This is a genomic window from Paenibacillus sp. NPDC056933, from assembly GCF_042674385.1.
Classification (GTDB): domain Bacteria; phylum Bacillota; class Bacilli; order Paenibacillales; family Paenibacillaceae; genus Paenibacillus.
Genome location: NZ_JBHUQN010000001.1, coordinates 2,622,150 through 2,644,370, shown reverse-complemented (window position 1 = coordinate 2,644,370; position 22,221 = coordinate 2,622,150). Strand labels below are relative to the sequence as shown.

18 protein-coding genes are annotated in these 22,221 nt (G+C 45.5%); 6 read left to right on the top strand and 12 right to left on the bottom strand.

Features of this window, described 5'->3' with window-relative positions; all coding sequences use genetic code 11:
* Window positions 1-6: 6 nt before the first annotated feature.
* From ACFTRD_RS11740 to ppsA, 7 genes are all read right to left on the bottom strand, one after another.
* Entirely contained in the window at window positions 7-816 is an 810-nt protein-coding gene (locus ACFTRD_RS11740; protein ID WP_379379942.1) for an ABC transporter permease, read from the bottom strand.
* Entirely contained in the window at window positions 813-1,796 is a 984-nt protein-coding gene (locus ACFTRD_RS11735; protein WP_379379940.1) for an ABC transporter ATP-binding protein, read from the bottom strand. The genes ACFTRD_RS11740 and ACFTRD_RS11735 overlap by 4 nt, the downstream gene beginning before the upstream one ends.
* A 60-nt stretch (window positions 1,797-1,856) precedes the next feature.
* A complete protein-coding gene (locus ACFTRD_RS11730; RefSeq protein WP_379379938.1) occupies window positions 1,857-3,032 on the bottom strand; it encodes a radical SAM protein in 1,176 nt (391 codons plus the stop codon).
* Entirely contained in the window at window positions 3,004-4,110 is a 1,107-nt protein-coding gene (locus tag ACFTRD_RS11725) for a glycosyltransferase family protein (protein WP_379379936.1), read from the bottom strand. Before ACFTRD_RS11725 ends, ACFTRD_RS11730 begins: the two co-directional genes overlap by 29 nt.
* 21 nt (window positions 4,111-4,131) lie before the next feature.
* Window positions 4,132-5,442 carry a hypothetical protein gene (locus ACFTRD_RS11720; protein ID WP_379379934.1) on the bottom strand — a complete coding sequence of 437 codons (1,311 nt, stop codon included), beginning with the start codon at window positions 5,440-5,442 and terminating at the stop codon, window positions 4,132-4,134.
* A 67-nt stretch (window positions 5,443-5,509) separates the two neighbouring features.
* Window positions 5,510-5,785 (bottom strand): phosphopantetheine-binding protein, encoded by a 276-nt coding sequence (locus ACFTRD_RS11715; protein ID WP_379379932.1) that lies wholly within the window; start codon window positions 5,783-5,785, stop codon window positions 5,510-5,512.
* A gap of 287 nt (window positions 5,786-6,072) precedes the next feature.
* Entirely contained in the window at window positions 6,073-8,670 is a 2,598-nt protein-coding gene (ppsA, locus tag ACFTRD_RS11710) for a phosphoenolpyruvate synthase (protein WP_379379930.1), read from the bottom strand.
* Between the two features lie 310 nt (window positions 8,671-8,980).
* Between ppsA and ACFTRD_RS11705 the strand changes: the two genes are divergently transcribed.
* Window positions 8,981-9,922 (top strand): DMT family transporter, encoded by a 942-nt coding sequence (locus ACFTRD_RS11705; protein ID WP_379379928.1) that lies wholly within the window; start codon window positions 8,981-8,983, stop codon window positions 9,920-9,922.
* 139 nt (window positions 9,923-10,061) lie between these two features.
* On the opposite strand, the gene ACFTRD_RS11700 is transcribed toward ACFTRD_RS11705, so the two are convergent.
* The 3 genes from ACFTRD_RS11700 to ACFTRD_RS11690 all read right to left on the bottom strand — a co-directional run bounded on the left by ACFTRD_RS11700 (window position 10,062) and on the right by ACFTRD_RS11690 (window position 14,600).
* On the bottom strand, window positions 10,062-11,195 hold the full coding sequence (locus tag ACFTRD_RS11700) for a serine hydrolase domain-containing protein (RefSeq protein WP_379379926.1): 1,134 nt from the start codon (window positions 11,193-11,195) through the stop codon (window positions 10,062-10,064).
* A gap of 108 nt (window positions 11,196-11,303) precedes the next feature.
* The gene (locus ACFTRD_RS11695) at window positions 11,304-12,818 is read right to left on the bottom strand and encodes a response regulator transcription factor (protein WP_379379924.1); all 1,515 of its coding nucleotides are present in this window, start codon (window positions 12,816-12,818) and stop codon (window positions 11,304-11,306) included.
* 18 nt (window positions 12,819-12,836) lie between these two features.
* Window positions 12,837-14,600 carry a cache domain-containing sensor histidine kinase gene (locus tag ACFTRD_RS11690; RefSeq protein WP_379379922.1) on the bottom strand — a complete coding sequence of 588 codons (1,764 nt, stop codon included), beginning with the start codon at window positions 14,598-14,600 and terminating at the stop codon, window positions 12,837-12,839.
* A gap of 206 nt (window positions 14,601-14,806) precedes the next feature.
* Here ACFTRD_RS11690 and ACFTRD_RS11685 point away from each other — a divergent pair, with 206 nt between their 5' ends.
* The 3 genes from ACFTRD_RS11685 to ACFTRD_RS11675 all read left to right on the top strand — a co-directional run bounded on the left by ACFTRD_RS11685 (window position 14,807) and on the right by ACFTRD_RS11675 (window position 17,893).
* On the top strand, window positions 14,807-16,120 hold the full coding sequence (locus ACFTRD_RS11685; RefSeq protein ID WP_379379920.1) for an ABC transporter substrate-binding protein: 1,314 nt from the start codon (window positions 14,807-14,809) through the stop codon (window positions 16,118-16,120).
* Window positions 16,121-16,188: 68 nt separating this feature from the next.
* Window positions 16,189-17,061, top strand: a complete 873-nt coding sequence (locus ACFTRD_RS11680) for a carbohydrate ABC transporter permease (RefSeq protein WP_379379918.1) — start codon at window positions 16,189-16,191, stop codon at window positions 17,059-17,061.
* A gap of 1 nt (window position 17,062) precedes the next feature.
* Complete coding sequence (locus tag ACFTRD_RS11675) at window positions 17,063-17,893, top strand: carbohydrate ABC transporter permease (protein ID WP_379379916.1); 831 nt, start codon at window positions 17,063-17,065, stop codon at window positions 17,891-17,893.
* A gap of 166 nt (window positions 17,894-18,059) precedes the next feature.
* Here ACFTRD_RS11675 and ACFTRD_RS11670 read toward each other — a convergent pair whose 3' ends face one another.
* Window positions 18,060-18,821, bottom strand: coding sequence for a YheC/YheD family protein (locus ACFTRD_RS11670; protein ID WP_379379914.1), 762 nt, complete (start codon window positions 18,819-18,821; stop codon window positions 18,060-18,062).
* Between the two features lie 198 nt (window positions 18,822-19,019).
* Between ACFTRD_RS11670 and ACFTRD_RS11665 the strand changes: the two genes are divergently transcribed.
* Together ACFTRD_RS11665 and ACFTRD_RS11660 are read left to right on the top strand one after the other, a co-directional pair.
* A complete protein-coding gene (locus ACFTRD_RS11665) occupies window positions 19,020-19,835 on the top strand; it encodes a DUF6492 family protein (protein ID WP_379379912.1) in 816 nt (271 codons plus the stop codon).
* 11 nt (window positions 19,836-19,846) lie between these two features.
* The gene (locus tag ACFTRD_RS11660) at window positions 19,847-21,226 is read left to right on the top strand and encodes a sugar phosphate nucleotidyltransferase (RefSeq protein ID WP_379379910.1); all 1,380 of its coding nucleotides are present in this window, start codon (window positions 19,847-19,849) and stop codon (window positions 21,224-21,226) included.
* Window positions 21,227-21,504: 278 nt separating this feature from the next.
* Here ACFTRD_RS11660 and ACFTRD_RS11655 read toward each other — a convergent pair whose 3' ends face one another.
* Window positions 21,505-22,221, bottom strand: coding sequence for an amino acid ABC transporter ATP-binding protein (locus ACFTRD_RS11655; protein ID WP_379381324.1), 717 nt, complete (start codon window positions 22,219-22,221; stop codon window positions 21,505-21,507).

Here is a 22,221-nt window from a genome sequence, read left to right as displayed (position 1 = left end):
TCTCCGCTACCCCCCAACCGCTGAATATTTCTTCATGGATATTCGCCACGTTAGACGGGATAGCCATAAAAACAGGAGTATCCACCCGCACTGGATGAGCAATCCTTGATACATTGCCGTTACTTCCGTTTTGCCGCTGAGGACATTGACCGGAAAATAAATGGTATATGGAAACGGTGTGTACTGAAGTGCCCCTACAATCGAATCCCCGAAAATCTCCAACGGAAACATCCCCCCGCTCAAAATATTGACGAGCAGACTCGTAATAACGAAAAAATAAGAGATTTCGTTCAGATAAAAAGCACTTGCACAGATGCAGTAGGAAATCAAGAAATTGAGCAAAAGCGCACCCGTCAGCGTGACGGCGAACAAGATCAGCCGTATGACCTGAAGCTCCAGCACGTCCCCGACGGATGCAACCCAGATAATCCCGACGAGCAGTACAGCAGTAACTCCGTAATAGATCGCCTTTTGTCCGAAAAAGGATACTAGACGATACCCGAAGTAGCTAACCGGTTTAATCAAATATTTGTTAAGGCCGCCGTTCTTGATATCGTCGACGATCTGGTGCTCGAACTGGGTAGCGATCAGTTTGGATACCAAACCCGCCAAGATTGTATACAATATGATTTGATTGTATGAATACGAGAACAGCGCTGCTTCGCCAGAATGTTGATACACTGCTGTCCATATAAAATACTGGACCAGAATCGGAAACGCGGCTCCGAGGAGACCAAGAAAGAAGTGAAATCGGTATTCCATTGATTGCTGCACACCCATCGAAAATACAGCCGTATACAATTTGCGTCCATTCATCCGACGGATTCCTTTTGATAGAGCATGGAGATACTCTCCTCGATCGGCATGTCCTCAATTGTCCAGTCAACGATCGGAAACGAATCGAGCACAGCTCGTGATACTTCTTTTAAGCGGTGTTTGGGCAGCTCCAGGACAACGCTGTAGTCGTCGGAGCTGATTATTTTCCCGAATTTGGCCAAGCGCTGCTCGGCAACCGGCTCCGAGAATTGCAATTTCACAATTTTGTGCTCACCAAACAGATCGTTAATTTTGTGAAGATCCCCGTCATACAGCAGACTTCCTTCGTTAATGATAATCGTCCGCTTGCACAGGTCCTCCACATCCTTCATGTAGTGGCTCGTCAGCAGGATCGTTGCGCCAAACTGCTCATTATAGTAATTCAGAAACTCCCGCACCCTCTTCTGAGAGGGAAAATCCAGGCCGATCGTCGGCTCGTCGAGATACAGCAGCTTCGGTCGGTGGATCAGAGCGGCGATCAGTTCCATTTTCATACGTTCACCCAAGGACAGCCTGCGTACCTGTACATCCAGGAGGTCTTGCACATCAAGCATTTCCGATAGTTCGGCAAGACTTCGACGGTAGAGTGCGTCCTCCACATCATATATACATTTGTTCAAATAAATCGAGTCACTGGCGGGAAGGTCCCACCAAAGCTGGTTTTTCTGGCCCATCACAATGGAAAAAAGCCGTTTAAACTCGTTCTTTCGCTCCCAAGGCACATAGCCGAGTACGTCGGCTTTTCCGCTTGTGGGATATAGAATGCCCGATAACATTTTGAGCGTCGTGGTTTTACCTGCCCCGTTAGGACCCAGAAATCCAACGCACTCTCCGGGGCCGATATCGAAGGAAACGGATTTAACCGCTTCCTTCACAAGTGATTTGCGTGCAAACAAGTTTTTCAGTGAATGTTTGAGTCCTGCTTCTTTCCGGTAATACACAAACGATTTGCGCAGCTCTTGCACACGGATATAGTCCATCCCCGCTCCTCCTGAATGATTGCATGTTCTCCCTAATCGGACGGCTTAAAGTTAAAGCGATTAAACTCCGTTGTTATACAGAAGCACGCATTTCGAGCAAATCGGTGTCAGACCGCAGGCCAGAATCTCCCGCTGTTTTCGCAGATCCTCACCATGGAAAATATCGGCCACACTTTCTTCGTACAAATTACCAACACTGAATTCCGGGAAAAATTTGCATGGATTAACCTTACCGTCTGGCATCACGTCCATCCGATTCGAGATCGAGAAACACTTGGTCCGATTCATGGCTGGCTTTTCGCTACCGCGAATAAAACCTTCTACCTCTTCGGGCTCCAACGCTGGCTGATAGCGGATACGTACATTCCACACACGTGAATTGACTCGTTTAAATTCCTCTATTAGCGTATCGAAACGGTCCGGCGAGATGTGGAACGTGAAAGAGTGCCAGCTGTTCTTGTGGTCGCTCGCAAAGCGGGAGGCAAGATGCGGAAAGTGGGCATCAAAGTAGGTGTCCATTTTTTCCGCTGTATCAGAAGGGATGTACCATGGGAAGCAGAAGTAAACGGAATCCACGCCCATCTCTTCAAAGAATTCCATCAAGCTATAAAGCTGGTCAACCATCTGGTCATTTACGGTCAGAGCTACGGACACTTTGCCTTGGTACAAGCCCTGCTTTTGCAGATCCAACAGCAGCTGTATGGCGTGAATCACTTTTTTGAACGTGCCTTTGCCCCGGATGGCATCATTCTCTTTCTCGAAACCTTCCAGGCTCACCAGCATAACCAGATTCTTTGACATTTTCAAAATGGAATCAAGTTTTTGTTCAATGAGAATCGCGTTCGTACAAATGGTCGTGTGTCGATCTTCCTTGGCCAGCAGTTCTGCCAGTTCATCGAACTTGGAGTAGAATAACGGTTCTCCTCCCCACAGGAACACACGTGATTTGCGTTCTCTCGTTTCGGCCAACAGTTTCTCCACGACAGGAATCTCGATTTCGTCTCTCTTCACTTCACTGGCAAAGCCGTGATGGAAACCGTCTGGATTCCATTCAAAACAATGCTTGCAGCGCAGGTTGCAGCCGTTATTAAGCTTGATTCCGATCTCATAAGGTACGGGTGCTGCATACGTCGGGTCTTCCCGGCGTTTCCTTCCCGTTTCCGCCAGTGGAACGAGGGTTCTTTTCATATTTTGGAATGTCAGCTGGTCAAACGTAACTGCTGTTTTCGGCTGCATGTGTTTTCCTCCCCAAGTGATTGATTTTTAAACGCTGCTTCAGCAAACGTCTGTACATTTCTTCGAGATGTTGTTCCGCGTAATCTAGGGCTTTCCATTCCGCAAATCGGATACCGAAACCGCAGGACTCCCAATAGTTTGAATTCTGAAGCTCATGGTCACCGAACGGCTCTAACATGACAAAAGGGATTCCGTAAGACAGCGAGTCGTTCAGTGACGCTCCTCCCGGCTTGCTGATCATTGCAGCGCAATTGCGCATCAAGTCCGTGTAAACGGAATAATCACCAAGCGGAATTTCCCGAAGAATACCATCTTCACGCACATAACGGTTCATTGGCGGAAACGTATGCCACCCCTGGGCATTCCGGCTCCACGGGTTCCATGAAGCATCTGTTCCGAAGTACCGTGTACCCCCATCGTCCTCTTCCACCTCGGAAGGATCGTACACGATCACATCCAACGGGTAACCGAGTTGACGAAGCTCTGAAATCGTTGCTGCGTACGTCCCGATCCCCCAGCCGCCGCCATGGACCAGAATGCGTCCCGTACGCAGCGCATAAGGCAGAAGTTCCCTTTCATCTGAAGCAATATAGTAATCCGGAGACAACCTTGAAGGCTCGTAAAGCCAGATGTTATCGTAGGCAGGATACGAAGACTTGTGTACCTTAAACGATGGCGTATCGCACGCATCCAACCGGATCAGTTGAATATCCAGAGGCGTCTGTGCCATGGTTTTGTAGCGCTCCAGGATCGGGAGCCAGAAACCGGTAAACACAGCAAAGCGGCATACACCGTCACGTATCCAGGTGTCCAACAGTCGCTGGACTTCCGCCTCATTCAGGGAGGAGTCAACAGGCTTGGCCAGCTTATGGCCCATAAGAGCAACGGAGAAATCGGCATGGAATGCTTTTTTGGTGGAATGAATCTTGCACCTGATTTCTTCGTGATACAGGTTCTCCAGAACGTGAACTTGCGTTCTAACACCTCGATCTTGCAGGTACGTGTGCAGATGCATAGCCGGAATGTATGCACCAAGCGAATTGCCCGACGCAAGCAGGGTAACCGAAACTGAATTCATGCGCAGCCTCCGCATTCCAGATTAGTTGTACACTTTAATGCACAAGTCGGCGAGTATGTTCCTCAGACTTAAAATCAGTTCTCTGCGATGTTCATCATCACGGCCCACCACCGAGATATACAACCGTCCCTTCGGCATGCCCCGATTACTCTGGATTCCCTCGGATATACGACGAGATATGATCAAATGGTTCACCATTAAGGTGTTAGACGAAAGAGGTAAAATTCCGTATCCCCCTTTGCCTGTAAATAGAAGGCCGGATACATGCAGAGCGTCCAGCAATTTTCCGAATGTGAAGCCTTCAGGCAGACCCAAGGAAAGGAAAGTGAGCAGGCCGGTATGGTCATAAATCTCTAAGCCTTTATCGAGATAAGCATTAATGAGGCCCATGGATTTGCGAGCGTTGATCTCTACAATGGGGACGACCTCTCCGTCCTCCAGAATCATGGAGTCGAAGCAAACGAAGCCGTGATAACCATCGTCCGCCAATATCTGGAGTGCTTTTTCCATCACGTCGAAATAACCGACATTTTTCAGCTGAAGGATCAACTCTTCCTCGGCTCGTATAGAACCGCCGTAATTCTGCTGCTGATTCACCATCTGCTGAACGGAAATGAAATCTTTCTCACCGCTCTTTCGAATGAACCAGTGTGAACTGAAATCAATCTCTTTTCTCAGCAGTGGCTCCAGCAGGAATTGTGAGCGCAATCCTCTTCTCTCCTGCTTTACCAGATGCTCTGCTATCCTTCGTTGCATGGCTTCGCTATCGATGAGCAGGTTCCCCTTGCCCGATACACCGAAGGGGTCTTTCAACAAATAGGCCCCTCGCTTCAGCAACGTATTTCCGACAGCCTCCATTTCCACTGCACTATTCACCTCCATGCCGTAGCACTTCACTCCGATTCTGCTCAGGAGTCGGTTGGAGTAGAATTTGGAATTTACACGCTTAACCGTCTCAAGGTCCGGCAAAGAACCCGTTAGTCCGGTTCCATGCAGATACTTTTCCGTATCAGCCGTAACGGCATAAGGAGAGAGACATTGTACATTGTGGGTCAATAACGTTTCAGGCTGTAGCCCGCCAGCAGCCAGAATGAATATGCACGGATTGAAAATGTCCGGTCCAGGAAGAGACTTGGTCTCATCATTCAGATCAAAGTGATAACGGCTTCGGAAAGAAAAGCCTAAACCATTTAGGTAATCGTACAGCTTCGGATCGATTTTACAGCGGCTGTAGAGGATGTCGTCGGGCCCGCAGAATGGGAATAACAGCTCGTCCATACATAAGACAATGGATTCCCGGTCCTTATCAGGCATAGCGGGTAACTTTGCCAAGTTCGGATCCCTCCAACGCGTTTCGGGATCAAATGTACCCATAACGACCGTTGGATTCACACCAGCCTCACTTCTGGACATCTTCGTACAATGATTGCTCCTGAGTCTGGCAGCTTTTCAGAAAAGTCATAAATGTGTCGATCGACTGAAGGTGCTCATAATCGAATTGGTCATAATCAATGATAACGTTCAGCTGATCTTCAACCTTTAACATAAACTGAATCATTTGCAGTGAATCGAGACCTATATCGTTATTGAGATCTGTTGCCGGGGATAACAATGGACGAAGTTCCGGTTGGTCTTCTTTGATAGAGCACAAAATGTCTACGATTTTATCGTACATGACTACACTCCTTTAAAGTAATAATGGCGTGAGGGGACAACTGATATTATTACGCTTAAGTAGATGCCATAGATAAAACTAAGTCTGATGTAGAAGCGCCTCCCCCTTCTGAATTTACAAATATTATCTTTTTAATGACATTTTATGTCAAGGGATAAAAACCTACGATGTTATCTTGTGAACAATGCCCGTTGCACACAAAAAGCCGCCATTTCGGCGGCATCCTGCGAGGTGTTTTGGAGCAAAATAATCCATGGACACCCATCTTACTCATCCTTCTTAACATGCTATTCCAATATTTCAATGTACCCTTCTGTTCCATGCACACGAATGCGTTGTCCATCTTGTATCAATTGGGTCGCATTCTCTACTCCGACAACTGCGGGTAAGCCATATTCACGTGCAATCACTGCTCCATGGGTCATCAGACCGCCAACTTCAGTGACCAGACCTTTTATGGATACAAACAGTGGTGTCCAGCTAGGATCAGTAAAAGAAGTGACCAAGATATCTTCGTCTTCCAGGTCGGCATCTTCCATGTTTAAAATGACACGCGCTCTTCCTTCTACCACACCGGAAGAAACAGGTAGACCTGCAATCGCATTAGCCGGCAAATTATCTCGGTTGTACCTACCGGTAATGATTTCACCATCGGACGTGATAACGCGTGGTGGAGTTAGTTTCTCGAAAACGTTGTAATCGTCTTTTCGTTTGCTAATGATCTGGTAATCCAGTTTATTGGTGCGTATGACATCGCGAAGTTCTTCAAAAGTGAGATAATACACATCTTCTTTGTTATGGATAACACCCGCTTGTGCAAGTAGTTCGGCTTCTTTCAGTAAAGCCTGCCTATAAACGAAGAAGCGATTAATATATCCATATTTCGGATATTCCCGATAACCGATGAAATTCCGGATGAGGTCGATCATTTGTTTGGTTTCTTTTGCTTTTTGTTCACCATCTGGCAATTGCTTTAACCGATCTAATAACTCCTGTTCTTTCGCCATAGCTTCCTGTCGCCCTTGCTCAAACTTTCGCTGGCTGGCGTTAGGCTCAAAGTTCTTGACGTTGCCCAGAATTAACGGGACAAGTGTGATTGGTTTTTCGCTCCAACGGGTTCTGGTGATGTCGATTTCTCCAGAACATCGCATTCCGTATTTCCCAAGAAAAGCATAGATCGCAGCCTGGGCCTCCTGCCCACCAGCAAACTTCACCAGATCATCTAAAAAGTTATCATCTTTTACGTGTTGTAAATAAGCAATGACTTCTGGATAGGGACGAATCACATCTGCGACATCCAATAGCGCCAGACCCATTTCCGAAGTAATATTGTTTGGCACAGATTGAGAAAGCGTATCAGCTGCGTTTAGTTCGCCCAACCACTCTTTCATGTTGTCATTGATCCAGGATGAAGCATTCATAGCAGACATAAACACAGCCGTACTCTGCGGGTCAAATAAAATTCTCTTTAATTCCTGGATATCTTCCAGAATAAAATCTAATAAATCCGATCCTGATTTCGTTTGGATGTTTTGTTTTAACTCTTCTATCGATGTTTGACTACGCTTGATCAATTCAGAAACGATGGTCGGATCGTTCTCGAATTGTGCCGGTGCATCTGTATGACTTCTGCTCGGAACCGGTGCGGTTTGATCATTGGGTAACAATTTTATAAAATCTCGCTCTATTATGGTCATGAGTGCGCCTTTTATGAGCGGATCGGAACCCATGGCATTTAAAAAAGGTTCCCTTCTGGCAGGTGAAGCCAACATAGGTGCAACATCAACAAACAACCGCCCACCGGCTATACGCATAGGTGCAGAAGTAATTAACAGGTAAAAAGACAATCCCAATGGTTTTATGGGATCTGTCATCATTTGTTGATGTCCAACGGACAAATAAACATGATTTTCTTGATCATTCGCTTCAGGAATCGGGTATAAAGTCGTAATTGGACGACTCTGGACAATATAAAAGGTATCATCCGCCAAACACCATTCAATATCTTGCGGGTGGCCGAAATGAGCTTCGATTTGTCTTCCGATACGTGCCAATTCCAAAATTTGGTCCTCAGTAAGTGTTTGAGCCTGTTGCTGATCAGGATCGATCTGCCGGGTCTCTGTTCCGCCTTCTTTCAATCCATAGATCGCCCACTTCTTGGCTGCTATCCTCTTATCGACGATTTCCCCTTCCTGGACTTGATAACCATCGGCAGATACCAAGCCTGAGACTAACGCTTCTCCAAGGCCAAAGCTGGCATCGATGGACAATAACTTTCGGTTGGAGGTAACGGGATCAGCGGTAAATAAAATTCCCGAAGCCTGCGGGAAAACCATCCTTTGAACGATAACGGATAAATAAACCTGACTGTGGTCAAATCCATTTTGCATTCGGTAAATCACCGCTCGATCCGTAAACAGAGAAGCCCAGCATTTGCTGATATGGTGCAAGATGGATTCTATGCCAATGATATTTAAGTACGTATCTTGTTGACCCGCAAAAGACGCATGGGGTAAATCTTCAGCAGTCGCACTGGAACGCACTGCATAAGCATGCTCCTCGCCATACTGGGAGAAATAGTGAGCAACTGCTCTCACTACATCGGAGGGAATTTCCATGTCCATAATGAGTTGTCGAATCTCGCGGCTGATTTCACCAATTTGAGCTCGATCTTCTGCTTTTAGCATCGTTAGTCGATGGAGCAAAGCGTGATATGCTTCGTTTTGTTCAACGACTTTTTGATATCCAGCGGTTGTAATACAAAATCCTTCGGGTACATGTATTCCTTTAATCTTGGATAACTCCCCTAGATTCAGCCCTTTTCCACCCACGAGAAAAAGTTGCGTCTTTTCCATTTCCTGAAAACCGAGAACCATAGAACTCATTCCGTATCTCCCCTAACCATTAAATTGTGAAAAAAACTTTTGACAAGAGTTTCGCGGCATGATAATATTAAGATATAGGATGGAATATCTATAAATTAATAAATAAATTAGGAGCGATCTGATTATATCATCGTGCCTTTTTATATGCAATAAAAAAGAACCTGATAAATTATCCAGGTTCTTTTTTATTTGCCCATATTATTACGTTTCATGATTTTTTATTACAAGCGGTGACAGTTTGTGATATGGTCATTGAGGAAGTGCTATAAGCACATGTACATATGTAACCAATGCGAGGAGAAGTATGACCGTGAACGAGATAAAAGCAATTGAACAACCGAACAAATTCAGCAATCCATTATTAGTAACACTAATCGCAAGTTTATGCTGCTTATTATGGGGGAGTGCATTCCCTTCCATTAAGCTTGGGTATGTTGCCTTTGGCATAATGCCAGAAGATATTGCTTCAAAGTTTGTATTTGCTGGATATCGCTTTATATTGGCGGGCTTACTACTCTTGATCCTGTTTCGTATCGTAAGAAAGAAGAAGTTTGGATTGTCCAGGCGTCAGTGGGCAAGTTTAACCATGCTTGGCGTATTGCAAACTGGATTACAGTATATGTTTTTTTACGTGGGTGTATCCAATACAACCGGCGTCAAAGGCTCAATCATGAATGCAACAGCGACCTTTTTCAGTGTGGTTCTAGCCCATTTTCTTTATAAGAATGATAAGCTCAGCAAAAATAAAGTTGTTGGCTGTTTGCTTGGATTCATCGGCGTAATCATTGTTAATTTCCATTCAGACCTACTGGCATTCTCGTTTTCATTCACCGGGGAAGGTTTCGTTATCATGGCGTCTCTTATTTTTTCCATTACAGCCATTTACGCCAAACATTTAACAACCTCCATCGATGTCTTGATCATTACGGGTTTTAGTCTGTTTGTCGGTGGTCTGGTGCTTACCCTCCTGGGATTCTTGCTTGGTGGGAGTGTTACGCATTTTACGTTGGAGTCTACGGGTAACTTAATTTATTTGGTTTTATTGTCAGCAACCGCATTTTGCTTGTGGAATCTACTGCTTAAATATAACAAAGTGGGGAAAGTGTCTGTATTTAACTTTCTTATCCCTGTGTTTGGCGCGTTATTATCAGCGTTGTTTCTGGGAGAAACGATTATGGAATTGAAAAATCTAGTTGCATTGCTGTTCGTGTCGATCGGTATCTACTTGGTTAATCGAATAACCTCTACATAGTCGCAATACCCCCGAATCTCAATTCAAGAAAAAAATAAAAACAGGGCTGCGTTGCTGACCTGCACCCCAATTGTTAGACATTATCAACAATTGGAGGTGCAGGTCATGTTCGCGTCCCTGTTTTTCATTGTAAGAATGACTACAAGCAGGAGTAGACAATATTGCGCAAGCGTCGATGAATATATGGCTCTTGATTGTTCAATAAGTGCTGGGCATACATAACGGTGAGCTTGGAGTCCGGATCAATGATGGCCATGCATCCGGCAGCCCCACTCCATCCAAATTCCCCGAGAGGGCTTAGCGAGCCGCTGCCTGACTTGCTGATATGAGTACGGACACCCAGCCCATAGCCGTATCCGTTCATATGATCCCATGAGTAATCACTACGGGTCATGTCGTTCAGATGGTCCGTACGCATCAAATCCACTGAAGCCTGTGACAGAATGCGCACACCTTCCGGACTGGTACCGCGCCCAGTCAGGGCGTTCAGGAACAAGGCATAATCGCTAACGGTGGACAATAGTCCGGCGCCTCCACTCTCCAATTCCGTACCTACACGGAATCCGTTCCCGTCCATACGTACGGCTTCTTCAAGCTCATCATTGTACACGTACTGCGGTATTAGGCGAGCCTGCTGCTCATCATTCAGATCAAATGCTGTATCATTCATGCCAAGCGGTCCGGTGATTTCTTCCCGCAGATACGTACCAAAGCGTCTGCCGCTTACTACCTCTACCAAGGCTCCAAGAACATCATGACACATGCTGTAGTTCCAATGTGTACCTGGTTCAAACAGAAGGGGTTCATTGGAGAGCGCTTTCGCAAAATCCCGTGTCGATAATGTACCGTTCGTACTCTTCACCGCTTCCTGAATAGACGGTGATCCAACGTCATAGGAAAAACCCGCAGTCATCGTAAACAAATCGCGTACTGTTATCACCCTTGTTGCTTTTTCCAGCCTGACTTCTCCGTTCGACAGTGTTTTCTTCACCTTCATCTCGGCATACTCTGGCAGATAGTCGGATACCGGATCGCTTAGCAATATTTGCCCTCTTTCCACAAGTTGAAGCGCAGCCACACAGGTCATGATCTTTGTCATGGAATAGAGGTTGAAGATCGCTCCATCGCCAATCGGCGTTTTCTCCTCCAGGTTGGCGAAACCGTTACGGTAATGGAAAACGGTATCATTTTGATGCATCACCAGCACCTCTGCCCACGGAATTCTCCAGGATGTGATGCGGTCCATAAATGAAGCAAGTGGTTTAAAGTCCATGTTTCCCCGTCCTTTTATGTAGAATCGTTAGTTATAGCACAATGTGGATCTGTGTTTGTCCAGATGACCACATATTATTAATATACGACCATTCCCATCCATTGACCACTACCGATTATACAATCTTTCTTTGTATTCTGTCGGGCTGAGTCCCGTATATTCCTTAAACACCTTGGAGAAATAATGCTGATCACTGAACGAAAGCAAATCCGATAACTCCTTAAACTTCATCTCAGGCTGGCACTCCATGAGTCTGCATGCCTCCTTAATCCTAAGCTTGCTGTAATACTGAACAAATGTGACATTCGTTACGTTTTTAATGACTCTGCTGACGTACGAGGGACTGACGTGAAACTTCATAGCAATGTCATTGATGGATATTTGAGTATACTTGTTCCGTTGGATGTACTCATCCATTTGCTCAAATAGAACTTCTCTGCTCTTCCGTCCATGGGATTGAAGCATTTCAAAACATTGTCCGATCCATTCCGTTAATTCTCGGCAAAAATCGCCATAAGTTACTCCATCCCATAGCTTTTTTGCTCTGAGATCCAGACCAAGCCTAATTCCCGAACCCTGTTCTTCAATCAAATGTGCGAATGTATCCACTACTAATCCGATAAATCGTTCCACTTCCTTTACATGCACGTTTTCCTCCCTCCATTGATTCATCAACTCGGAGAGCTTGAGGGCGAACTGTTCCTTCTGATGAGCTTGTATCATATGGACAAAAGACGATTCACTTATGGAATCCAGACAGCCTGCTTCGGTTCTTGTCATGGTGACTGAATTTCTGGTATCCAACACCAATCCATTGTTCAATCGCTGATGTGTCAATAAAATAAACGATATTTGGTGGTAAAGTTCAGACAGATTATCGTCGGTTTCCGACCATGCCGGCTGTCCCCCGATGGTTGTATCCATACCTTGTGCATACAGATGCCGCCGCAACGATTCGAGACATTCATGTACAGAAGAATACAGATCGAGAATGCTCCTGTTCACAAAAACGATGTATTGCTGCGGAGTTTGGCTCAAAAACACTTTACAGGGGCGTGGAGCAAAAAAATCCTCCAATGAAGCCTGTAACGTCTTTTGCCCCCATCGTTCCCGTTCCGGGGTGAAAGGCTGCCTCCGCAGAACGATCATCATTTGGTTTAAAAAAGCAGAATGTTCTTCTGGCTTGAGTTCAGCATAATCATGGGGATCAACAATCTCCTGCAATTCATGAAAGTTCCTTGACCTTTGGTTATCAAGCTGTTTAATAACTCTGCTCATGACTTCTTCCAAAGCTTCCAGCTCGATAGGTTTCAGCAAATAGTCGAAAACCTGCAAATTTAATGCTTTTCGCGTATATTCAAAATCGCTATACCCACTAAGTAGAATGACCTTCAAACCCGGCTGGGCAAGCTTTGCCTGCTCAATTAGGGACAAGCCATCCATCTTGGGCATTCGTATGTCGGTCAACAGAAGATCAATGGAATGCTTCTGAAGCGCTGTCAGCGCTTCTTCCCCATTCGTGGCCGTAACAGCCACGTGAATTGGAAAGTTCAGCTTATCCAAAAGCATTTTGATATTGCGTAATATCGGTTTGCTATCCTCAACGATCATGATATTGTACATGGTATATTCCTCCTGTGCTCAGTAAAAATCCTTCGTCATCGAACCGATGATTTGAATGGTTGCCCCTTTTTCCTCGTCCAAATGATTGTTGTATATATTAAAAAATAGCCGATTGCTATACATCAGTTTAAGCCGATTAACGCTATTGACGATCCCCATGTTGCCAAGAGCTGTCTGGCGATTAGCAGGTTGATTCATACCCGATCCGGAATTCTGAATATTGGACAAAATCTCTTTAATTTTATCTGGTGGGAAGCCCTCTCCGTTATCTTTGATCTCCAAAGCCCATAATCCGTTATACTGCTTCACGGTAATCTGGATACGCCAAGGAGGTGTCGTGTTGAAAAATGCATGTTCAATACAGTTTTCAACGAATGGCTGGATGACCAACCGCGGCAGCCGAATTTCACTCGTCAGTGCATCCGCATGGATGTTCCATTCCAAATCATCTTCATACTTTTGCTGTACCAACGACAAATAATGTCTCGTATGCTCAAGCTCATCCGTTATGGTCACATGCGCATAAGGGGATGAAACGATATACCTCAAACTGTCTGACAGATGCTTGCACATATCCGACACGACCCGGGTTTTCCCCTCTTGAGCAGCAATGCTGATCAAATAAAGAACGTTATGAATGAAATGAGGAGCAATCTGAGCTTGCAGTGCGGAATTCCGTGCGGTGACTTCTTCATGCATTGCCTTCTTCTCGCGGTCAATGGACTCCTGTAATCGCTCCATCAAATCCTGAAAAGCTTCATTCAGCAGCAGCAGGTCGTTATTTTTGGGCCGATCATCGATTTTCAGCTTCATATTGCTGTAGTTGATGCGCCAAATCTGACTGCGAAGCTTGCGAATGGGAAGCAACAGGTTCCGTGTAGAGAAGAAAATGTATACAAAAGAAATGAGGATCAAGGCAGTAATCAGCAAAATGGACATGCTTTGTACCGAATGGATCGAACCTAAAGCCGAGTTTTTCGGTGTTACGATAAACGTTATCCACCCCGTTTTGTGAGATGTGGAGTGGGTAACGTAATTATTTTGTTCGTCGACGGCCAGCCCCTCATCGGTTACAGGCTCTGTCCATTCCAATATATTCCCTTTTGGTTCGGAGCCAGTCATTTGCTCACCTTGCTTGTTCAGGATAAAAACATCCCCTGCGGTTATTCCTTCCGTAAGGTTTTGAATATAGCCCTGATCCATCTGAATACTAAGATATCCATATAACTTGCCATTTTGATCGTTGACCGTGCGGACGAAGAAGATGGTATCAGTCTGTCGGAGCAGGATAAAACCGTTCCCGCTCCACTCTCGTCCACTTTTGCTGTTTTCCATCATGGTGCTTAGGATCGTTGGCGGATGTTCTGAACCCAGATACGATGTGAGCAGTACGCCTTGTTTATCATATATGGACATGTCCTTGATGTTCATGCTGGGGCCAATAGCCTGGAACATAATATCTTTTAGCTTCCGGATTTGTTTCAATCTTTCATAATTACTTGGAGCCGAGGAACTCTTGTCCATCGTTGTGAAGATATCCTTATTGGACAATATGCGCTGGGACATCTGGTTTTGCTGCTCTACGTATAAGTCGACCTGTTCTCGCACTTTTGTGGCAGTGACCCGTGTATCCTCCTCTGTTTTTTGTTTGAGCGGCCGGATAACGACAAGGTTTACATAAACAATAAAACAGCCAAGCACGAACAAAAGCAATGCCAGAAATGTTAAAAACACTTTGGTCTGCAAGCTGAACTGTGTAGCTCTATGTATGAATTTGACCATTCTTTGAGAAGCCTCCTGTTCTATTATGCTACGAAACTTAGCTGTATCACGTCTTACTGTATCATGCGTCTGAATGAAATGATAGCGATTTCAAGTTCAGGATTTTACACATAAATGTTCAACCACAGACATGTACCGGAGAAGATTAAGATTTTATAATTGGACTTGCAAACGGATTCATTACATGGTTTAGAGGGGGATTTGCATTGAAAACGCATAAAAGAAAAAAAGCAGCATCTATTGTTCTGGCCAGCTTGTTGTCCATTTCGTTGACCGCTTGTGGGTCAGGAGGTACTGATTCTGGCACGTCTGCAAGCAGCGACAACAAGAACGCCAAGGTCACACTGGAGTTGGCCATTTCCAAGAGCTCTCAGGATTCCGCTTTTATTCAACAGGATGTTCTCGATGAATTTGAGAAACAGACCAATATTACTGTCAATCTGCAGCTCATTCCGGCTGAGCAAACAACGACCGTGCTGCAAACCAAGCTGGCTGTGGATGAAACGCCCGACATCATTCAATATAATTTGGCCAGCGCGATTACGGATCTGAATCTTGAACGCAATTTCGAGATTCTGGATAATGAGCCCTGGGCCAGCAGAATTGTAAACAAAGATGTGCTGTCCTCTGGCGGGCACCTCTACAGCTTCCATGTCAGCCAGGATACGGGTATGCAAGGGGTTGTTTATAACAAGCAGATCTTTGAGGAGCTCGGCTTGTCCATTCCAACAAACTACGAGCAATTTTTGGCGATATGCGAAAAGATCAAAGCGAGCGGTATTACTCCTGTCTTTATGCCTTATAAAGATGCCTGGGCCGCGAACATTTGGCCCGCTGCTGCCTTTGCTGACTTCATTGCCAAAAATGATCCTACCTTTTTTGATGATCTGAATAGCAACAAGAGAAAATGGTCCGATATTCCGGAATTCAAAACATTCCTGGAGCAGCAGTACGAAGTGTATACCAAGGGGTATACCAATACAGACGTGCTTAGCGACAGCTATGATATGGCGGTAGGCAAATTCCTGAACAAAGAAGTGGCAATGATGTTTATGGGAGACTGGTTAATCGAAGGGGTTGCGGAGCAGGACCCTAGCATGGAGCTCGGCGTATTCCCGATTCCTTCCTCAGAGAATGCAAGCCTGGGGGCAAGCCCGCTCGGTGGACAACTGTTCATTCCGAAGAAATCCAAACATCTGGAAGAAGCCAAAAAGTTCCTGGACTTTATCGCCTCCAAGGAAATCGCGCAGAAGATCGTAGATTCAAAGGGTTATGTATCCAATCTTAACGACGTGACGACTCCGGAACTACCTGCGTACAAGCAAGATATCGTAGACCATTACATCACGCCCAAGAAAACCGTGCTGACGACAGATGCTTACATGCTGGTTGATCGCAGTGAGCTATACAGGCTGCTGCAGGATCAATTTGCTGGCGGTCTGACTCCGGAGGAAGTCCTCAAATCCTGGGATGAGAAGTTCAGTCAACTGATGCAGGATAAAGGCATTTCCGGTTTCTAAGCAGTGAAATACAGGGCAGCATGTCATTCTTGAATGATATGCTGTCTGGTCATAACGGAGCGTGAGACATGAAAAGGGCAAAAAACTTATATTCGTATTACATGGTATTTCCGGCACTGCTTATCTACTCCATCTTTTTTGTAGTTCCGGCTATCGCAGCTTTTTACTACTCTTTTACAGACTGGCGGCTGGATCGAATTGATCTGACGTTTGTTGGATGGGCCAATTTCGAGAAAATTTTCTCGGATAAAACACTTATCCTGGCACTTAAAAACACAGCGATTTTTGCGATTGTCACGGTCATTGGCAAAAACCTCATTGGTCTGCTGCTTGCCGTGGCTCTGAATATGAGATTAAAAACCAAAAACCTGCTGCGTGCCATCTTCTATTCCCCTTCGATTCTGAGTATTCTCGTTATTAGCATTCTGTTCACACCGATGCTCCGCACGGAGGGGACGATTAACAGCTTATTGGAAGCTGTGGGGTTACATTCGTTAAGTCAGGCGTGGCTAACCAATCCGTCCATCGTCATCTGGACCATTGCCATTGTCTCCATTTGGCAGAGCGCAGGGTTTCAAATGGCTATCTATCTGGCCGGTTTGCAATCCATTTCCCAAGAGTATTATGAAGCCGCCAAAATTGACGGCGCAAGTTCATGGAAAAGCTTTTTCAAAATAACATTGCCGCTGCTGTTGCCAGCCATCAACATTAATCTGATGCTGACGCTGATCGGTGGTCTCAAAGTATTCTCGGAAGTGTATGTCATGACCGGTGGAGGACCAGGCAACGCGTCACAGGTGGTCGGCACGATTATTCTGCGCTCCTTTGGAGAAGGCAACTGGGGACTGGGTACGGCAGTTAATACACTTCTCTTCGTGGTCGTCACGATCATTGCCATTCCGCTGTTGATTTTTATGCGGCGTAAGGAGGTTACTGAATAACATGGGATATACACGCAAAATCACCATCCGCAACTATGTTGTTGAAGGCTTCCTGATCCTGGCCTCCCTACTCGTCCTATTGCCGCTGGTCGTCCTAATTCTGGGTTCGTTCAAAACGAGCGCTGAGGTACTCAGCTTCTCCTTGAGCTTGCCGGAGACGTGGCAGTTTTCCAACTATGTTCGCGTATTTCAGGAAGGTGGCTTATCCAGGGCATTCCTGAACAGCATCTGGATTACCGGGGTTTCATCCATCATCAACATCATTGCCTCTTCGGCAGCATCATTTATTCTGGCACGACGTGAGACCCGAATTTCAGGCACGATTTACATGTATTTCTTCATGGGCTTGATTGCACCGATGTCAATTATTACGACGATCCGGGTTGTGCAAGGTTTAGGGTTCTATGGCAGCATCAGCAGTGTTATTCTGATCTATGCGGCCCTCAACACGGCATTTAGTGTATTTTTGTATAGCGGATTTATTAAAACGATTCCAAGAGCACTTGATGAAGTGGCTTTTCTGGAAGGTGCCAGTGTCTTCGGCGTATTTTTCCGCATCGTCACACCGCTCATTTTGCCAGTTAATGCAACGGTCGCTATCATGGTTTTCATGTCCGTATGGAATGACATCACGATTCCGGTTTACTTCCTGACAGACAGCTCTACTTGGACGATGCCGCTTTCGATTTATAACTTTTACGGAAAATACAGCCGGGACTGGAATCTCATTTTTGCAAATCTGGTTCTTACTTCATTGCCTGTTTTTATTCTGTACTTGTTTGGTCAGAAATACATTGTCAGCGGACTTACTGCAGGTGCAGTGAAAGGGTAAATAAAATTAGTGCTGGAAATTCACCAATCTTGAATGTTCCAAAAATACTTAATCCCGGACCAAAAACCCACCATTTTTAGGTGGGTTTTTGGTCTGCTCGTGCACTAAACCAGCAGCGAGACAAATTATCGAGTTTCACATGTGTGTTCTAATTAAAAGTGAAACGTTATTTCGTTGTTTTCGCAGTGTGGCGGTAATATTGTATCACCTTGCGATACATCGATTTGTCCTTTAATTGATTGAAAATATAGGGGTCCGGTTTGACGTTCACTTCAATAATCCAGGGCTTCAGACTTCGGTCCAGCCCGATATCCACGCCGATTTGCTTCAGGTGCGGGTATTTTTTCTTCATGTGACGGGCTATGCGTAAGCCAAGCTCATTCATCTCCTGAACCAGTTCATTCCTGCGCTTTGAAGATGCATGGGATTTCAGCAATTCATGAACATCCATCGGCTTCCCACCGCTATGATAATTGGTCACGATTTTTTTCGGATGGCCAAGCCGGCCGATGACCCCCGTAGCTTCCCACTGATTTTTCGGGCTTAGCTGGATCATGACTCGGATATCAAAACGTCTGTTGTTATGCTTAAGCAGATGGATTCCTCTCTGAATCAAATAACTTCTTTTATGCACCTGACGTGTCAGACTTGTATGAAACGACTCAAAACTGTCGAACGTCAGGCGTTTTTGTTCAATCTGATAAGCAAAGTTCTGATCACTCGCCATCTCCGCTTTAATGACACCCATTCCATACGTGCCTCTCTCCGGTTTAATATAGATCATACTGTATTTTTTGATCATGGACCTTAGATTGCTTTTGTTATATCTCTGCGTGTCAGGGATATACGGTTTGATGAGATCGTTTTTGAGGATCACCTTTGTTTTCAACCATTTGCTTCTTAACGGTCGCAATTTATCAATCTCCATAGCACACCTCTTCCTTCAGCAAAGAATCAAATCCTGCTGTTTCATCAAGATCATGCAACATATGCAACAGGGATAAAACAATCCTAAACAAAGGCCCTGTTCGTAAAAAAAATGTTGTTTTGGCGCATGCCCTGACCAAACCATCTCTGCACACATACCATGAACAAGACGTAATCAAATGTGCAAGGAGTTGAGGAAATGGGAGTTCAGCGCGGAGTACAGATCAAAAGTGCGCCTATGATCGATGTTCTAATACCTGCAATTGAAAAAGATTTAAGCACTCTTCCTCTCGTCATCGATAACATTCGCCGTTATGTACAGCATCCGATTGGACGCATTTATATCGTTTCGCCTGCCAGCAACAAAATCAGAAAACTCTGTTCCCGCAAAAATTGTATTTTTGTTAATGAACGGACCGTTCTGCCGATCACCAAAAACGATATACATTATCATTCTTCCCGCTGGAATCGGTCAGGTTGGTTGTATCAGCAGCTGCTTAAAATGAACGGAGATCATATTGTGAAAGCGAAGTACTTTCTGGTAATGGATGCGGATACCGTCCTGATTAAGCCGCATTCATTTACGGTTGAAAACAAGACTGTATTTTACTGCCGCGATTGGAGCCAGCCGGAATATTTCAATACCTATCGTAAGCTGTTGGGCAAGAAAGCGCCCCGTCCCCGCTCTTTTGTGACCCATTATATGCTGTTCGAAAAGTCAAAGCTCTCTGCCCTGAAAAAGAAAATCGAAGCCATCCATCAGCTGCCGTGGTACAAAGCGGTTATTTCCAATATCAATAAGAAGAAGCAGTTCGGCTTCTCCGAGTACGAGACCTATGCCAACTTTATGTACACGAACAGTCCGGGGAGCATGATCCTCAAAAGTGCAATGAACAAAAGTCTGAATACAAATGCTTCTTCGTTAAAAGAGCAAGAGTTCCGCAAATTGGCGCTTAAATACCGTTCGCTGTCCTTTCACAAACGTAAAATCTACAGTAAAGCTCCCAAAGCTTAAGGAGGAAGCCCATGCATATCGTACTGCTGTGCGGCGGCTCTGGCAAAAGACTCTGGCCGCTATCCAATGAGCTTCGCTCCAAGTTGTTTGTTGATATACTTCCCTCTCCCTCAGGTGGAAGGGAGTCCATGATGGGCAGAGTATGCCGACAGCTGGAAAGCTTGCATTTGCTCGATTCAACGATCATTATCTCACACCAGGATCAGGTCAACATAACGACCCGGCATACCCAAGGCAAGATACCCGTTATCGGGGAACCCTTTAAGCGGGGAACGTTTACTGCAGCCGCTTTGGCGACATTGTATCTGCAATCCTTCGGCATAGCTGGAGCAGACGATATGATCTGTATCGTGCCGGCGGATGTGTTCGCAAGCGAAGACTTTTTTAGCAGCTTCAGTTTGCTTCCTGACATATTGAAGCAGTCCGATGCCGATATCGCTTTGATTGGGACAAGGCCTACACATGCTTCGGAACAGTATGGATACATCCTGCCTGACAAGAAAGAACGGGATGCTTATTCGACAGTAGCAGAATTTATAGAGAAGCCGAAAGCGGATATTGCTGAAGCCCTGTTAAGGCGCGGCGCACTATGGAACTCCGGGGTATACGCCTTCCCACTCGCGTTTATGTTATCCCATATTGAAAAATCCGGGCTTCCTGTTCATTATGAACAATTATTAACCTTGTATGAACAGCTGCCTGAACGCAGTTTTGACAAGCAAGTTGCTGAACAAACGCAGCGGTCCGTTGTACTTCCGTATAACGGAGAATGGCAGGATATCGGAAGCTGGGATGCGCTGTGCGCCCAGCTGGATTCGAATGTATTCGGAAAAGGCGGAATATCCGGACAATCTTCGGGTTCCCATATCGTTAACGTACTGCCCTACCCGATCCAGATCATCGGAATCCCGGGTATTATCGCTGCGGCAAGTCCAGACGGCATTCTCATTGCGAACAAAAAAAATTCAGATGAAATTAAAGAGCAATTGGGCAGTTTGCCACTGCAATCGATGTACGGTGAAGCAACCTGGGGCAGCTATCGTGTTATGGAGAAAGCGGTGGAAGACGAAAATACAACCGTAACCACATTGAGTATCATACTTCTGCCCGGCAAACATATCGGATTGCGACAGCATCGGTCAGGATGCAAAGCATGGACTATCCTTTCAGGCAGCGGTCAGGTATTTATCAATGGTGAGATCATGCAGGTGACTACAGGCCATCAGTTCGCGATTACCTTGAAGGGTCTATTTTCTATTCTGGCTGAAACCAGGATGGTCATTCTTGAGGCCCGGATCGGTGGACCGGAGGATGAGGATGAGGCACTTTTTGTAGAAGAGGACTGGAAAGTCATCATAGAACGGGCTGGAACGAACAAATCACTCGATTAATGCAGTATCCGGGTCCATGATATAACATCATAAACTCATGCTGTCGTATAGCATGCTCGACATGCCTACCTTCTCGGAGTTGTACCGGGAAGGTTATTTTGTTATTGTACCCATGTGCGATAATAATCGAATTCTGCAAAATGATGACTTAGCAATTAATGATTACCTCCACCCGCCCGCATAAGCAGGTTTCGTGCGTTTATACACTCCACTGCTAAAGCCATAAGCAAAAAAGCCGCTATATTAGCGACTTTCAATGTTCTTACCCCGTTGAAAATTTAGAGTACTTTTTCCAAAAAGCTGATCGTCCGCTCATTTTTCGGATTTCCGAATATGTCCTCAGGCGTACCTTGCTCTACGATATAGCCGCCATCCATGAAGATAACCCGGTCAGCCACTTCACGGGCAAATCCCATCTCATGGGTAACGATGATCATCGTCATTCCTTCGCTCGCCAGATCCTTCATGACACCAAGTACTTCGCCTACCATCTCGGGGTCAAGCGCCGAAGTCGGTTCATCAAATAGCATAACGTCGGGATTCATGGCAAGTGCTCGGGCAATGGCAACCCGTTGTTTCTGTCCACCCGAAAGCTGATTTGGATAGCTGTTTGCTTTATCAGACAATCCGACACGCTCAAGTAATCGGAGCGCGGTGTCCCGCGCTTCCTTTTCATTTAATATCCCAAGTTCTCTGGGGGCAAACATGATGTTTTTCAGCACACTGAAATGAGGAAACAGGTTAAAATGCTGGAACACCATGCCGATATTTTCGCGTGCTTTGTTAATGTTCGTTTTGGGATCATTCAGATCCTGATCATCTACAATAACCCGTCCAGCTGTAATCTCATCTAACTGATTAATACAGCGCAAAAACGTGCTTTTACCCGAACCGGACGGTCCGATGACACAGACCACTTCACCCTCGATGACCGACATATCAATTCCCTTTAGAACCTGATTTGAACCGAAACTTTTCTTTAATCCTTCAACCAT

Bases quoted from the DNA above. Each gene is read 5' to 3' on its own strand.
- ACFTRD_RS11740 (WP_379379942.1), bottom strand. From the start codon at position 816: ATGAATGGACGCAAATTGTATACGGCTGTATTTTCGATGGGTGTGCAG.
- ACFTRD_RS11655 (WP_379381324.1), bottom strand. From the start codon at position 22,221: ATGGTTGAAGGATTAAAGAAAAGTTTCGGTTCAAATCAGGTTCTAAAG.
- ACFTRD_RS11675 (WP_379379916.1), top strand. From the start codon at position 17,063: ATGGGATATACACGCAAAATCACCATCCGCAACTATGTTGTTGAAGGC.
- ACFTRD_RS11680 (WP_379379918.1), top strand. From the start codon at position 16,189: ATGAAAAGGGCAAAAAACTTATATTCGTATTACATGGTATTTCCGGCA.
- ACFTRD_RS11725 (WP_379379936.1), bottom strand. From the start codon at position 4,110: ATGAATTCAGTTTCGGTTACCCTGCTTGCGTCGGGCAATTCGCTTGGT.
- ACFTRD_RS11695 (WP_379379924.1), bottom strand. From the start codon at position 12,818: ATGTACAATATCATGATCGTTGAGGATAGCAAACCGATATTACGCAAT.
- ACFTRD_RS11735 (WP_379379940.1), bottom strand. From the start codon at position 1,796: ATGGACTATATCCGTGTGCAAGAGCTGCGCAAATCGTTTGTGTATTAC.
- ACFTRD_RS11715 (WP_379379932.1), bottom strand. From the start codon at position 5,785: ATGTACGATAAAATCGTAGACATTTTGTGCTCTATCAAAGAAGACCAA.
- ACFTRD_RS11730 (WP_379379938.1), bottom strand. From the start codon at position 3,032: ATGCAGCCGAAAACAGCAGTTACGTTTGACCAGCTGACATTCCAAAAT.
- ACFTRD_RS11700 (WP_379379926.1), bottom strand. From the start codon at position 11,195: ATGGACTTTAAACCACTTGCTTCATTTATGGACCGCATCACATCCTGG.
- ACFTRD_RS11690 (WP_379379922.1), bottom strand. From the start codon at position 14,600: ATGGTCAAATTCATACATAGAGCTACACAGTTCAGCTTGCAGACCAAA.
- ppsA (WP_379379930.1), bottom strand. From the start codon at position 8,670: ATGAGTTCTATGGTTCTCGGTTTTCAGGAAATGGAAAAGACGCAACTT.
- ACFTRD_RS11670 (WP_379379914.1), bottom strand. From the start codon at position 18,821: ATGGAGATTGATAAATTGCGACCGTTAAGAAGCAAATGGTTGAAAACA.
- ACFTRD_RS11660 (WP_379379910.1), top strand. From the start codon at position 19,847: ATGCATATCGTACTGCTGTGCGGCGGCTCTGGCAAAAGACTCTGGCCG.
- ACFTRD_RS11665 (WP_379379912.1), top strand. From the start codon at position 19,020: ATGGGAGTTCAGCGCGGAGTACAGATCAAAAGTGCGCCTATGATCGAT.